At 67.3% G+C, this 14,416-nt stretch carries 11 protein-coding genes; 7 read left to right on the top strand and 4 right to left on the bottom strand.

Going from position 1 to position 14,416, the window contains the following annotated elements; translation table 11 throughout:
* Window positions 1-37 precede the first annotated feature (37 nt).
* Together ACFTS5_RS26295 and ACFTS5_RS26300 are read left to right on the top strand one after the other, a co-directional pair.
* On the top strand, window positions 38-703 hold the full coding sequence (locus tag ACFTS5_RS26295; protein WP_378635884.1) for a nucleoside triphosphate hydrolase: 666 nt from the start codon (window positions 38-40) through the stop codon (window positions 701-703).
* An 82-nt stretch (window positions 704-785) separates the two neighbouring features.
* Window positions 786-1,352, top strand: coding sequence for a potassium channel family protein (locus tag ACFTS5_RS26300; RefSeq protein ID WP_378635886.1), 567 nt, complete (start codon window positions 786-788; stop codon window positions 1,350-1,352).
* Here ACFTS5_RS26300 and pgi read toward each other — a convergent pair.
* On the bottom strand, window positions 1,321-2,961 hold the full coding sequence (gene pgi, locus ACFTS5_RS26305) for a glucose-6-phosphate isomerase (RefSeq protein WP_378635889.1): 1,641 nt from the start codon (window positions 2,959-2,961) through the stop codon (window positions 1,321-1,323). The genes ACFTS5_RS26300 and pgi overlap by 32 nt on opposite strands.
* An 89-nt stretch (window positions 2,962-3,050) precedes the next feature.
* Here pgi and ACFTS5_RS26310 point away from each other — a divergent pair, with 89 nt between their 5' ends.
* Window positions 3,051-4,508: an NAD-dependent succinate-semialdehyde dehydrogenase gene (locus ACFTS5_RS26310; protein ID WP_378635891.1), complete on the top strand. Its 1,458-nt coding sequence runs from the start codon at window positions 3,051-3,053 to the stop codon at window positions 4,506-4,508.
* A gap of 102 nt (window positions 4,509-4,610) precedes the next feature.
* Here the strand turns inward: ACFTS5_RS26310 and ACFTS5_RS26315 are convergent, their stop codons facing one another.
* A complete protein-coding gene (locus ACFTS5_RS26315; protein WP_056816138.1) occupies window positions 4,611-4,904 on the bottom strand; it encodes a chorismate mutase in 294 nt (97 codons plus the stop codon).
* Between the two features lie 377 nt (window positions 4,905-5,281).
* On the opposite strand from ACFTS5_RS26315, the gene ACFTS5_RS26320 reads away from it, so the two are divergent.
* Entirely contained in the window at window positions 5,282-7,864 is a 2,583-nt protein-coding gene (locus ACFTS5_RS26320; RefSeq protein ID WP_378635894.1) for a UvrD-helicase domain-containing protein, read from the top strand.
* A gap of 52 nt (window positions 7,865-7,916) precedes the next feature.
* On the opposite strand, the gene ACFTS5_RS26325 is transcribed toward ACFTS5_RS26320, so the two are convergent.
* Both ACFTS5_RS26325 and ACFTS5_RS26330 read right to left on the bottom strand, forming a co-directional pair.
* The gene (locus ACFTS5_RS26325) at window positions 7,917-9,296 is read right to left on the bottom strand and encodes a DUF1731 domain-containing protein (protein WP_378635896.1); all 1,380 of its coding nucleotides are present in this window, start codon (window positions 9,294-9,296) and stop codon (window positions 7,917-7,919) included.
* A gap of 216 nt (window positions 9,297-9,512) precedes the next feature.
* Window positions 9,513-10,553, bottom strand: coding sequence for a M23 family metallopeptidase (locus ACFTS5_RS26330; protein ID WP_378635899.1), 1,041 nt, complete (start codon window positions 10,551-10,553; stop codon window positions 9,513-9,515).
* 517 nt (window positions 10,554-11,070) lie between these two features.
* On the opposite strand from ACFTS5_RS26330, the gene sucC reads away from it, so the two are divergent.
* The 3 genes from sucC to ACFTS5_RS26345 all read left to right on the top strand — a co-directional run bounded on the left by sucC (window position 11,071) and on the right by ACFTS5_RS26345 (window position 14,406).
* Window positions 11,071-12,240: an ADP-forming succinate--CoA ligase subunit beta gene (gene sucC, locus ACFTS5_RS26335; protein ID WP_358109230.1), complete on the top strand. Its 1,170-nt coding sequence runs from the start codon at window positions 11,071-11,073 to the stop codon at window positions 12,238-12,240.
* Between the two features lie 12 nt (window positions 12,241-12,252).
* Window positions 12,253-13,170, top strand: a complete 918-nt coding sequence (sucD, locus tag ACFTS5_RS26340; protein WP_378635903.1) for a succinate--CoA ligase subunit alpha — start codon at window positions 12,253-12,255, stop codon at window positions 13,168-13,170.
* 204 nt (window positions 13,171-13,374) lie between these two features.
* Window positions 13,375-14,406, top strand: coding sequence for a DUF5336 domain-containing protein (locus ACFTS5_RS26345; RefSeq protein ID WP_378635906.1), 1,032 nt, complete (start codon window positions 13,375-13,377; stop codon window positions 14,404-14,406).
* Window positions 14,407-14,416: the final 10 nt, after the last annotated feature.

A 14,416-nucleotide genomic window follows, 5' to 3' on the forward strand; every position in this document is an offset into this window, starting at 1 on the left:
TCCTCGCCCGCTCACACCCGGTGCGTAGGGTGGGCCCGTGACCTGGGCGAACGAGGTGCTGTCGGTGGGCGAACTGGCGCAACGGGTCCCGGTGCGCCAGGAGCGCTTTCTGCTGGGGATCGCCGGGCCGCCGGGAGCCGGGAAATCGACACTGGCGCATCGCCTCAGCGTCGAGCTGAGCGGGTCGGGACGGCCCGCGGTGGTGGCCCCGATGGACGGCTATCACCTGCGCAACGAGGTGTTGCGGGCCCGGAACGCGTGGGGGCGCAAGGGCGAGCCGGATACCTTCGATGCGCCGGGGTTCGTCGCCGATCTGCGGTTGCTGCGCGACACACCGATCGGTGACCCGGTGCCGTGGCCGCTGTTCGACCGGGCGATCGATGAACCCACCGACGCTGGCGTGGTCGTGCGCGACGAGCGCATTGTGATCGTCGAGGGCAACTACCTGCTGTTGACCGCTGCCGAGGCGCCCGGTTGGGCCGGGGTCCGCGGACTGCTCGACGAATGCTGGTACCTGGACGCGCCACGACCGGTGCTCACCGAACGATTGCTCGACCGGCACACCGCGGGAGGCCGGACACCGGAGCAGGCGAGCGACAAGGTGATGGGTAGCGACTTGCGCAACGCCGACCTCGTCGCCGCGAGCAGAGATCGCGCCGACCAGGTGCTGACCGCGTCGGACCGTGGCTATCGCGTGAGCTGAACCCAGGGGATGCGCGACTTTCGGCGCGGCCGCCCGGCGCGTGTGGCCCGGAAATCGACAGCGCCGGGGCAATCATGGAGGGATGACGCGAGGTCGGCGATTCCCCGGGCATGCGATGCGCAACGGTGCGGCGGCGTTGTGCGCGGTGCTGTTCTACTACAGCGTGCCGGTGGGGTGGATGTTCGAGCTCGACGCGTGGCCGGGGCGGATAGTGGGCGTGATCGGCTTCTTCGCCGGCGTTGCCGGACTCGGCTGGTTGGTTTGGCGGCGGATCGAGACCTACCTGCAGGCGCCGACCGCCGCGGGCGGGCGGGTGGACGGGCTCCTGCTCCTCGTGTGCATCGTCGGCGTGGTGTTCGCGCTGTTCTATTACCGCTTGCAGCAGCTACGTCCGGATCAATTCGTCGGGCTCGAAACCCGCACCGACGCGCTGTACTACACGCTGGTCACCCTCGGCACCATCGGTTACGGCGATGTCCACGCTGTCGGACAGGGGGCGCGCATCGCGACAATGGTGCAGATCATTTTCGATCTGGTGGTGTTCGGCACGCTGCTCACCATCATCACCACGAGCGTGACCGGCCGGGTTCAGGCCGCGACCCGTGCCGCGCACAAGGTCAGCGGCGATGCGCCCGATACCACTCGATGAGTTCGTCGGTTGAGGAATCACCCACCGACACCGGCTTTTCCGATCCGCTCAGCAGCGGCATCAGCGCGAGGGCCTGCTGCTTGCCCAGCTCGACACCCCACTGGTCGAAACTGTCGACACCCCAGATGATGCCCTCGACGAACACCTGGTGCTCGTAGAGCGCGATCAGCTGACCCAGCGCCGACGGCGTGAGCTCCGCCGCCAGGATCGTGGTGCTGGGCCGATTGCCCGGCATCACCTTGTGCGGCACCAGTTCCGGGTCGGTGCCCTCGGCGCGGATCTCCTCGGCGGTCTTGCCGAACGCCAGCACCTTCGACTGCGCGAACAGGTTGCTGATCAGGATGTCCTGCATGCTGCCGGTGCCGTCGCGGGTCGGCAGGTCGTCGGTGGATCTGGCGAAGCCGAGGAAATCGGCGGGGATCAGGCGGGTGCCCTGGTGGAGGAGCTGGTAGAAGGCGTGCTGACCGTTGGTACCCGGCTCGCCCCAGAAGATCTCGCCGGTCGACGACGTGACCGGGGTGCCGTCGGCGCGTACCGACTTGCCGTTGGACTCCATCGTCAATTGCTGGAGATAGGCGGGGAATCGGGCCATATCATTCGAATAGGGCAGGACCACACGGGATTCCGCGCCGAAGAAATTCGAGTACCAGACACCGAGCATCGCCAGCAATACCGGCGCGTTCTCCTCCAGCGGCGCGGTGGCGAAATGCTTGTCTATGGCGTGCATTCCGCTGAGGAATTCCGCGAACTGCTCCTTGCCGATGGTCACCATCACCGAAAGGCCGATCGCCGAATCCACCGAGTAGCGGCCGCCGACCCAATCCCAGAAGCCGAACATATGCGCGGTGTCGATGCCGAAGGCAGCCACGCGTTCGGCGTTGGTCGACACCGCGACGAAATGCTTGGCGACCGCTTCCTCGCCCAGCGCGTCGACCAGCCAGCGGCGCGCGGCGGTGGCGTTGGTGAGGGTTTCCAGCGTCGAGAACGTCTTGGACGCGACGATGAACAAGGTGGTGGCCGGGTCGAGGCCGGTGAGCTTGGCGACCAGGTCGGCGGGGTCGACATTCGAGACGAAACGAGCACCGATACCCGCGTCGACATAGTGGCGCAATGCGCGATACACCATGTCGGGGCCCAGATCCGAGCCACCGATGCCGATATTGACGATGGTCTCGATGCGTTCGCCGGTCGCGCCGCGCCACGCGCCCGAGCGCACGGAATCAGCGAATTCGCCCATCCGGCGCAGGACGTCGTGCACCTCGGCGTCGGCGTCGGTGCCGTCGATGCAGAGCTGGTCGCCGACCGGTAGGCGCAGGGCGATATGGCCGACCGCGCGATCCTCGGAGGTGTTGATGTGCTGGCCCGCGTACATCGCGTCGCGGCGTTGCGGCACACCCGCCGTGCGCGCGAGATCGACGAGCAGGCGCAGGGTTTCGCGGGTCACGCGATGTTTGCTGTAATCGATGTGCAGGTCCGCCACCTGCATCGTCAGCTCGCGACCACGTGCCGGGTCATCGGCGAACAGCTGCCTCAGGTGCATCGGCGCAACGGTGCGGTGATTGCTGTGCAGTGCCTGCCAGGCCGAAGACTCGGTGATGTCGCTGCTCACGAGCCGAGGGTACCGCGTTGGCCATCGAGCGGCGCTGTGTGTCGACGGGTTCAGGGTGGTGGCCGCGGCACCGGGCTTAGGCTGGCGGCATGGTGTCTGAACGCGATGTACTCGAATTCGTACCCAAGGGTTTGTGGATCGGCTCCGGACCCGTCGAGGCCACCGGGGGTGGCACTTTCGACGTGCGCAATCCGGCCGATGGGACGGTGATCGCGCAGGTGGCCGACGCGACTCCCGAGGACGCGATGCGGGCGCTGGACGCGGCCGTCGCGGCGGGGCAGGCGTGGGCGGCGACGCCGTCGCGGGAGCGGGGCGAGATCCTGCGGACGGTGTTCGAGCAGCTCACCGCGCGAGCGGAGGAATTCGCGCTGCTGATGACGCTCGAGATGGGCAAGGCACTGTCCGAGAGCCGCAACGAGGTGCGCTACGGCGCCGAGTTCTTCCGCTGGAACAGCGAGGAGGCCGTGCGGATCCACGGGCGGTATCTGAACGCGCCGTCGGGAACCGGGCGGATCATGGTCGCCAAGCAGCCGGTGGGTCCGTGCCTGGCGATCACACCGTGGAATTTCCCGCTGGCCATGGGCACCCGCAAGATCGGGCCCGCGCTGGCGGCGGGCTGCACGATGATCGTCAAGCCCGCCTCGGCGACGCCGCTGACCATGCTGGCGCTGGCCAAGCTCTGTAGCGAGGCTGGCCTGCCCGACGGGGTGCTGTCGGTGATCACCACCCAGCGTTCCGGGGCCGTCACGGGTCCGCTGATCGACGATCCGCGGCTGCGCAAGCTCACCTTCACCGGCTCCACCGAAGTCGGTAAGAAGCTCGTTGCGGCGTCCGCGAACCGGCTGCTGCGCACGTCCATGGAGTTGGGCGGCAACGCGCCGTTCGTCGTGTTCGACGATGCCGATGTCGACGCCGCCGTGGCCGGTGCGATGCAGGCGAAGCTGCGCAACGGCGGCGAAGCCTGCACCGCCGCCAACCGGTTCTACGTCCAGCGCGGCGTGGTCGCCGAGTTCACCGAGAAGTTCGTCGCCGCGATGGCCGACACCGTCGTGATGGGCCCCGGCACCGACGCCGCGACCACCCTCGGCCCCCTGGTGAGCGAGGACCAGCGCGAGATCGTGAGCGACCTGGTCGACGATGCCGTCGCCGTGGGCGCGCGAGCGTTGATCGGCGGCAAGGTTCCTGGCGGGCCGGGGTGGTACTACCCCGCCACGATCCTGGGCGATGTCCCGCCGTCCGCCCGCATCCTGCGCGAGGAAGTGTTCGGTCCGGTCGCCCCGATCGTCGCGTTCGACACCGACGAGGAGGGCGTCGCCGCCGCGAACGACACCGAATACGGGCTGGTCAGCTACGTGTTCACCCGAGATCTCGACCGTGCGCTGCGCATCTCGGAGGCGATGGAGAGCGGCATGGTCGGCGTGAACCGCGGCGTCATCTCCGACCCCGCCGCCCCGTTCGGCGGCGTCAAGGAATCGGGCTTCGGTCGCGAGGGCGGCACCGAGGGCATCGAGGAATACCTGAACACCAAGTACATCGCCCTGACCTGAGCCGGACAGAAAAATAACCGCCCCGGGGATGGTGTCGCACCCGGGGCGGCTTTTCGGAAGCGGCGAACTGGCTGGTCCGCCGCGTGGTTTGTGGTCTGGGGGCTAGCGCCCGAGGCGGCCGCGGCCGAGGCGGAGCAGGAGCATGGCGAGGGTGTGTCCCTCCTGGCCCAGCTCACTGAAGCGCTCGAGGACTTTCATCTCACGGCTGTGGACCAGGCGCGTACCACCGGAAGCCATCCGGGTGCGGCCGATGATCCGGGAGATCTCGCTGCGGCGTTTGATCGCGGCGAGGATCGTGGCATCGAGCTGATCGATCTCGAGGCGGAGCTTGTCGATCTCAGCTTCGGACTGCGGCAAGGCCGAATCGGAGCCGGTGGTCGTAGCAGGGGTGCTCATCATTCATCTCCTCGTGTCAGAACTTGGATCGGTCAAACCGAACGGCCTGTTACCCGATCTGTTCCGTCACCCTGAAACTTTTCCCGATGGGCAGTACTGGATCCCCCCGGGAGTGCGCGATCAGTACTCCCCGCCACGATATCGGATCGGCTGCCGACCCGGACATGCGGAGAAGCGCTGACCATGTGGCTCAGTCTGCCACGGGGCGCTAGGTAGGCAAAACAGTTCTGTTTGTGAATTCGCTGAGAACGTTCACCAAGAGTCGCCCGCGTCGACCTGGCCGGGTTCACCGGAAGTTTGCCCAGCTGTCGCCGCCCGGTCATCGCGGCAGCGGCGGTTCGCGGCTTGTCGGTGCCCGCCGGTAGCGTGGACACACGATGGATATCACGGTCGCTCCCCACGCCTCAGCCACCGATCCCAGCGAACCCGCGCCCGCGCCGGAGGGTGCCGTGCCGGCGCCTCGGGACGGGGGTGGCACCGGCGCGTCCGCGCTGGCTCAGGCGGCGGCCAGAAACAGCGCCGACCAGTCACAGCGTCGTCAGGAGCGTGAACAACAGCGCGTCGAGGAGATCGAGCGTCTCCTCGACGGGCTCAACCCGCCCCAGCGTGCCGCGGTGATGCACGCGGGTTCCCCCCTGCTGATCGTGGCGGGCGCGGGCTCGGGCAAGACCGCCGTGCTCACCCGCCGGATCGCCTATCTGCTCGCGGCGCGCGGCGTACGCACTGGGGAGATCCTGGCCATCACCTTCACCAACAAGGCTGCCGCCGAGATGCGGGAACGGGTCGCCGGGCTGGTCGGTCCGCGGGCGGCCAACATGTGGGTGTCGACCTTCCATTCCAGCTGCGTGCGCATTCTGCGGATGCAGGCGGCCCTGCTGCCCGGCCTGAATTCGAATTTCTCGATCTACGACGCCGACGATTCTCGTCGGTTGCTCACGATGATCAGTCGCGATTTCGAGATCGATACGAAGAAGTATTCGGCGCGTTTGCTGGCGACCGCAATTTCGAATCTGAAGAACGAACTGATCGGTCCGGAAAAGGCCGCCGCCGACGCCGAAGCCGACGACACCGAACTGCCCGCGCTGGTCGCCCGGGTCTACGCCGAGTACCAACGGCGATTGCGCACGGCCAACGCGATGGACTTCGACGATCTGATCGGCGAGACGGTGGCCCTGCTGCAGAACCATCCCCAGGTCGCCGAGTACTACCGGCGCCGGTTCCGGCACGTGCTGGTCGACGAGTACCAGGACACCAACCACGCCCAGTACGTGCTGGTGCGTGAGCTGGTCGGGCACCACAGTGCGGCCGACGAGCAGGCGGTCGAGCCGAGCGAGCTGTGCGTGGTCGGCGACGCCGATCAGTCCATCTACGCCTTCCGTGGCGCCACCATCCGCAACATCGAGGAATTCGAACGCGACTTCCCGGACGCGGAAACCATTCTGCTGGAACAGAACTACCGCTCCACCCAGCACATTCTGTCCGCCGCCAACGCGGTGATCGCGCGCAACGAGGGCAGGCGCGAGAAGAAGCTGTGGACCGATTCCGGCGAAGGTGAACTGATCACCGGCTACGTCGCCGACAACGAGCACGACGAAGCGTCCTTCGTCGCCAAGGAGATCGATCGGCTCGTCGACACGGGCGAGGCCAACTACGGCGACGTGGCGGTGTTCTATCGCACCAACAACAATTCGCGTGCGCTGGAAGAGATCTTCATCCGCATGGGCCTGCCGTACAAGGTCGTCGGTGGTGTGCGGTTCTACGAGCGCAAAGAAGTGCGTGACGTGGTCGCCTACCTGCGCGTGCTGGAGAATCCCGAGGACGCGGTGAGCGTGCGCCGCATTCTCAACACTCCACGTCGCGGGATCGGCGATCGTGCGGAGGCGTGCGTGGCAGTGCACGCCGAACAGCGCGGTATCGGTTTCGCCGCGGCGCTGCGCGATGCCGCCGAGGGCAGAGTCGCCTTGCTGAACACCCGCGCGCAGCGAGCCATCGCGGGATTCCTCGATCTGCTCGACGAGATCCGGGTGGCCGGAAAGCGGGCCGACAGCGACTATCCCGATGTGGGCAATGTCGTCGAGGCGGTGCTCGACCGCACCGGATATCGCGGTGAATTGGAAGCTTCCGACGATCCGCAGGACGGTGCGCGGCTCGACAACCTCAACGAATTGGTCAGCGTCGCACGCGAATTCAGTTCCGAGGCCTTCAACAACGCCGAGGCCGCCCGTGAGGAAGGGCTGGTGCCGGAGGCGGGCGACGGCGAACCCGAGCCGGGGTCGCTGGCCGCGTTCCTCGAGCGGGTGTCACTGGTCGCCGATACGGATCAGATCCCCGATGAGGGCACCGGCGTGGTCACCATGATGACGCTGCACACGGCCAAGGGCCTGGAATTCCCGGTGGTCTTCGTGACCGGCTGGGAGGACGGGCAATTCCCGCACATGCGGGCGCTGGGGGATCCGAACGAGCTGGCCGAGGAACGTCGTCTGGCCTACGTGGGGATCACGCGGGCTCGCCAGCGGCTCTATCTCTCGCGCGCCGTGGTGCGGTCCGGCTGGGGGCAGCCGGTGTCGAACCCGGAATCCCGTTTCCTACAGGAGATTCCGCAGCATCTGCTGGATTGGCGCAGATTGGAGCCGGTCATCTCGCCGGTGCAGCGCGGGCGGCGCCGGGGTGAGGACAGTGGCTTCGATCGGGATTGGACCAGCGGGAGTGGGTGGGATCAGCGGCCCGGCGTGCGTGGCGGATCCGGCGAGCGCCGGCCTGCGCCCGGCGGGGCGGTGAAGCGGAACAACACCGAACTCGTTCTTGCCGTGGGGGACCGGGTTACCGATGACAAGTACGGGCTGGGGCGGGTCGTGGCCGCCGATGGGGTGGGGCCGTTGGCCACGGTGACCATCGACTTCGGGTCCGCGGGGAAGATCCGGCTGATTCCGCAGTTCAGCCGGACGATTGTGAAGTTGTGATGGTGGACCCCCGCCCAGGCTCCCGGCATACGGAGCGTGGGCGGGGGCCGGGTCAGTGGGGCAACAGGTCTGTCAGGGCCTCGTCGAGGGTGGGGTAGCGGAAGTCGAAGCCGACCTTGTGGAGGACTTCGGAGGTGGCGTGGCGGCCGGTGAGGCCTAGGGCGGGGTCGGTGCGAAGGGCTACCGCGCCAATTTTCAGGATCGCCGACGGCGTCGGGGGTGATGGGGGGCGGTGCAGGATTCGGCGGAGGGTGGCCATGAGTTCGGTGTTGCGGACCGGGAATTCGGTCGCGGCTACGAGGACGCCGTCGGGGAGCGTGACGGTGGGGTCGAGGCCGAGGGAAGCGCGGACGATGCCCAGCCAGTCCTCGATGTGGATCCAGCTGAACCACTGATCGCCGGGGCCTACGCGGCCGCCGAGACCTGCCTTGGTGAGCTGGCCCAGGCGTTTGAGGGCGGGGGCGTCGGGGTCGAGGACGATGGAGGTGCGCAGGATCGTCCAGTGGTCGGCGCGGGCAGGGTCGAACGCCTCCTCCCATGGCTGGGCGACGCCGGTCATCTGCGGGAGGCCGACAGGCAGGGGAGTTGTTTCGGTGCACCGGGTTTCGCCCGCGTCCGACCAGATGGCCGTGGTACTGGCCTGGACCCAGTAGTCGACGGGGGTGTCGCGCAGGCGGGCCGCGGCGACGAGAGCGGTGGTGGAATCGACTCGGCTGGAGCGCAGTTCGGCGACATTGCGTTCGGTCGGCCTGCAGTCGACCAGTTTCCCGGCGAGGTTGATCACCGCGAGCCGACCGGGTTCGCGCAATTCGGCGGACCAGGAGCCGACTGAGCGGCCGTCCCATTCGGTCTGGCGGAACGGCAGATCCGGGTTGCGGCGGCGGGTCAGCAGGGTGACACGTTGTCCGCGGCAGGTCAGATCGGCGGCGATCTGGAGACCGAGCGCGCCGGTGCCACCGGCGATGACGACATTCAGCGCGTCGTCGACGGGAGCCAGTCCGGCCAGCCGGGCCAGCCGCGAGAAGTTCACGCGCGCATCGGTTTCGATGAACGGACGGACGACGGTGCGCGCCGCGGCGGCGGAAGGACCGGTGAACCGCAGTTCCTGGGTGATCTCGGTGCCGCCGTCGCGCGGAGTCAACCGCCAGGTGAGGTGCATGGTGCCCGCGGGTTCGGGCTGCTCGATGCCGAGCTCACGATTCGGCTCGAACACGGTGACAGTGAACGGTTCCGCGAACCGCCCGTGGATTCGCGCGGAGACCTTGCCGTCGGGGAGGTAGTCGCCGGTGGCGCCGACGGCAACCGGTCCGTGCATCCGCACCGACCGTACCCCGGGGTTCCACTCCGGCCACTGCTCGAGATCCCCGAGCACTCCCCACACCAATTCCGGTGCGAGCCCGATGAACTGCGTGTACTTCGTCGTACCAGCCATAGCCGAAACGCTAACCCCGCCACCTGCTCAGGGGAAGCGTGCCGCTGGTCACGCAACAAGACCGACCACAAGCTGCCTCGATTACGCAACAGCCGGGCAAACAATCGATCGTCGGTCACTCATCGACGCAGCGAACGCCCGCGTCACCATCTCGACGGCAGCCGAAGCAAGCTGACCAGTGCTCAGATCTGGCCTGAATCCACGAGGCGGTGATTACTAATCGCGCTGGGCGCCGAGGCTGATGCCGCGCGTGGCCAGCCACGGGACCGGATCGATCTTGTCGGTGCCGTTGAGCCAGACCTCGAAGTGGCAGTGCGGGCCGGTGGAGAAGCCGCGGTTGCCCATCGTGGCGATCTGGTCGCCCGCCATCACGCGCTCGCCCTGCGAGACCGTGGCGGTGTCGATGTGGCCGTAGATGGTGACGGTGCCGTCGTCGTGCAGGACACGGACCCACATGCCGAAACCGGACGCCGGGCCCGCTTCGATGATGGTGCCGTCGGCGACCGCGTAGATCGGGGTGCCGATCGGGCCTGCGACGTCGATTCCGAGGTGCTGGACGCCCCAGCGAGCACCGAACCCGGAGGTGTAGTTGCCCGAGGTGAACTTGGCGAACAGGGGCCGCAGCTTGGCGGATTCCTGGGCGGCGAGGTCTTCGGCGAACTTGGCGCCCTTGGCGAGGATGTCGTCGAAGTGGTTCTTGTCGGCGATGGCGGTGGCGTCGAGTACCTGGGGAGCCGCGCCGGTGCCGGGGTCGCCGATATCGGCCGTGCTCATCGACTGGGCGGCGATCTCGTGGACCTGACCCGCTGCCTCGTAATCGATGCCGTGCGCGGGCTGGCCCGGATCGGCCATGGCCGCCTGACCCGCGGCGACAACCGCACCGGCGGCGACGGCGATGACCGCGGCGCGGCCCTTCAGCGCGGCGGGCGGTGCGGGGACGCGGTGTGCGCCACCACGCCGTTCGGCGCGGCGCGGCGCGGGGGATTCTTCCGCGGTGGTCTCTTCGGCCGCGGGCGCCCAGTCGGCGCCGTAGGTGCCGGTGTCATAGGACTCGTCGGCGGTCCATTCGTCCTCGGCGGGCGTCCACGCCGCGTCTTCGGACCACGAGTTCTGGTCGCGCCACGCGTCGTCGGTCTGCGGCCATGCGGCGGCGGGGGCCCGGCGGGCCTGCGGATGCGACGTGTATTCGTCGGCGTACCGGTAACGGTGGCCGGAGTTGGTGCGATTTTCGACTGGAAGGGTGGAGCGGTGGTTCATCGGCCGTGCCGATTCGCCAGCTGTTCCAAGCGAGTACTGAAGTACCTCAAGCTTGTCGTCCTCCTCAGTCCTGACTTGCCAGTCGTGACCTGGTTGTCGTGACCTGGTTGTGACTTCGACCGCATTGACGGTAACGAAGCGATTGCAGAGTGGCAAGCGCTGGTCGAAAACCTACACGCGTGTGTGACATTCGTCACCGTAACGCAAGGGAATATCTCACCGTTTTCCGGCATCCCGGGTGAGGTCTGTCGACGACATAACGTAGTAGATGCCGGGGGGTTCCGGTTTTAGGCGGCCCGACCTGCCAAGGCGTTGTGAAACGTCCAAAAACTACTCGCCAGTAGCCTTGGCCAGCGGTTTTCCGGGGCTCCCGTTATGGGTCGTGACCTGCGCCACTTACTATGAACGTGGTCGTTTACCCCTCCCCGTGACTAGCTACAGTCCGATCCGACCCGCTACCGACGTCGGGCCGCCAACAAAGACGTTGTCATAGCAACGCAGACGAGACGGTGAGTACATGGATCTCTTCGAATATCAGGCGAAGGAGCTCTTCGTTAAGCACGGAGTGCCTTCGTCCGAGGGTCGTGTTTGCGACACGGCCGAAGAAGCACGCGCCATTGCCGAGGAAATCGGCAAGCCCGTGATGGTCAAGGCGCAGGTCAAGGTGGGCGGCCGCGGCAAGGCTGGCGGCGTCAAATACGCGGCCACCCCGGAAGACGCGTTCACGCACGCGCAGAACATCCTCGGCCTCGACATCAAGGGCCACATCGTCAAGAAGCTCCTGGTCGCCGAGGCCAAGGACATCGCGGAGGAGTACTACATCTCCTTCCTGCTCGACCGCTCCAACCGCACCTACCTGGCCATGTGTTCGGTCGAGGGCGGCATGGAGATCGAAGAGGTCGCGGAGAAGACTCCCGAGCGCCTCGCCAAGATCGCCGTCGACGCCGTCAAGGGTGTCGACCTGGCCTTCGCCCGTGAGATCGCGGAGAAGGGCCACCTGCCCGCCGACGTGCTCGACGCCGCGGCCGTGACCATCCAGAAGCTGTGGGAGGTCTTCGTCAACGAGGACACCACCCTGGTCGAGGTCAACCCGCTGGTGCGCACCCCCAACGACGAGATCCTCGCCCTCGACGGCAAGGTCACCCTGGACGAGAACGCCGAGTACCGGCATCCCGACCACCTCGAGTTCGCCGACGTCGACGCGACCGACCCGCTCGAGCTCAAGGCCAAGGAAAACGACCTCAACTACGTCAAGCTCGACGGTGAGGTCGGCATCATCGGCAACGGCGCCGGTCTGGTCATGTCGACCCTGGACGTCGTCGCGTACGCCGGTGAGAACCACGGCGGCGTGAAGCCGGCCAACTTCCTCGACATCGGCGGCGGCGCTTCGGCTTCCGTGATGGCCGCGGGCCTGGACGTCATCCTGGGCGACGCGCAGGTCAAGAGCGTGTTCGTCAACGTCTTCGGTGGCATCACCGCCTGCGACGCGGTCGCCAACGGCATCGTGGGCGCCCTCGAGGTGCTCGGTGACGCGGCCACCAAGCCGCTGGTCGTTCGTCTGGACGGCAACAACGTCGTAGAGGGTCGCCGCATCCTCGCCGAGGCCAACCACCCGCTGGTGACGCTGGCCCAGACCATGGACGAGGGCGCCGACAAGGCCGCCGAACTCGCCTTCAGCGCCAAGTAAGGAACAGCGAACATGTCCATCTTCCTGAACAAGGACAACAAGGTCATCGTCCAGGGCATCACCGGCGGCGAGGGCACAAAGCACACCGCGCTGATGCTGAAGGCGGGCACCAACGTCGTCGGCGGCGTGAACGCGCGCAAGGCCGGCACCACGGTCAAGCACACCGACAAAGACGGCAACGAGATCGAGCTGCCCGTGTTCGCCTCCGTCGCCGAGGCGATCGAGAAGACCGGCGCCGACACCTCCATCGCGTTCGTGCCGCCCGCCTTCTCCAAGGACGCCATCATCGAGGCCATCGACGCGGAGATCCCGCTGCTCGTGGTCATCACCGAGGGCATCCCGGTGCAGGACTCCGCCTTCGCGTGGGCCTACAACGTCGAAAAGGGCGAGAAGACCCGCATCATCGGCCCGAACTGCCCCGGCATCATCACCCCCGGCGAGGCGCTGGTCGGCATCACCCCGAACAACATCACCGGCAAGGGCCCGATCGGCCTGGTGTCGAAGTCGGGCACCCTGACCTACCAGATGATGTACGAGCTGCGCGATTTCGGTTTCTCGACCGCGATCGGCATCGGCGGCGACCCGGTCATCGGCACCACCCACATCGACGCCATCGAGGCGTTCGAGAAGGACCCCGAGACCAAGATCATCGTCATGATCGGCGAGATCGGTGGCGACGCCGAGGAACGTGCGGCCGCCTACATCAAGGCCAACGTGACCAAGCCGGTCGTCGGCTACGTCGCCGGTTTCACCGCGCCCGAGGGCAAGACCATGGGCCACGCCGGCGCCATCGTCTCCAGTGGTGGCGGCACCGCGCAGGCCAAGCAGGAAGCGCTCGAGGCCGCAGGCGTGAAGGTCGGTAAGACGCCGTCCGCCACCGCCGCGCTCGCTCGCGAGATCCTGGAGAAGGCGTCCATCGCTTCTGCGTGATCTGAAATCTCACACTGTCGAAGGCCGCCTTCAGGTTTAACCTGGGCGGCCTTCGTCGATTCATCCACAGGCGGTGGTTTATCCACAGCCTGCATCGGTAGGTGATGACCGGGGCCGTGGCGTGCAGTAGCGTCAGGTATCGGATCAGGCACCAGTCAGTTCGACGCGACCGATGCGCACGACTCGACAAGGAGACGACGAGACATGTCATACCCGACCGGGGGCTCCGGGTACAACACACCCGCGACACCCGCCGCGCCTCAGGGCCCGAGTACCGGAGCCGCCGCGGCTTCGCCATCGACCGCGACCGGTTCGGATGGCAAAGGACTGCCGTTCATCCTGACCGCGGCCGCCGCCGGACTCGGCGTCGTCACCTTCCTTCTCGGCTTCGCGCCGTACGTCGGCTTCACCGCGCTGCGTGAGACCACCACCGGCAGCATGTTCGAGTCGAGCAGCGGCGCCCTCGCGACACTGATCCTGGCCGCCGCCCTGCTCGCCGGGCTGTCGTTGCTGCCCAAGCAGAACGTTCTCGGCGTCGCCGCGGCACTGGCCGTGGCCTCGTTCGTCGGTGTCGTGGTCTCGCTGATCAGCGTGGGCGAGGGCATGGAACTGCAGTGGGGCGCGTTCGCGGTGGCCGCGTTCTCGTTCATCGTCGCTGTGCTGATGGTGCTGGCCTTGCTGTTCGGGCTCGGCATCATCAAGGTGCCCGCGCCGAAACCGGCCCAGCCACAACAGCAGCAGAACCAGTACGGCCAGTACGCGCAGCAGGGCTACGGCCAGCAGGCCTACGGCCAGAGCACCGGCCAGCAGCCCTACGGGCAGACCGGTTACGGCCAGGCCCAGACCGGTGGGCAGTACCCGACGCAGTCGCCGTCGCCGTACGGCCAGCAGAGTCAGCCGTCGGTGCCGCAGGCGCAGCAGCCGTCCTACGGCCAGCCGGGCCAGCAGTCCTACGGTCAGCCGGCACAGCAGTCGCCGTACGGCCAGCAGTACGGTGCCCCGCAGGCGCAGCAGCCCTCGCCGTATGGTGCGGCGCCGCAGGCACAGCCGCGTCCCGACGAGAGCGCGACGCAGACGTTCGGTGGGCAGCAGCAGGGCCAGCCGTTCGGTGCGCCGACCTACGGTGGCGCGCAGCCGTCGTCGCCCGGTCAGCCGCAGCCCTTCGGTGGCGAGCAGACCGCCGACCCGGCGGCCGATGCGACCACCGCGTTCCGTCCGAACGACGACAACAAGTAAAACCGACGGC

Origin of the sequence: Nocardia sp. NPDC056952 (genome assembly GCF_042674185.1) — a bacterium.
Taxonomy (GTDB): domain Bacteria; phylum Actinomycetota; class Actinomycetes; order Mycobacteriales; family Mycobacteriaceae; genus Nocardia.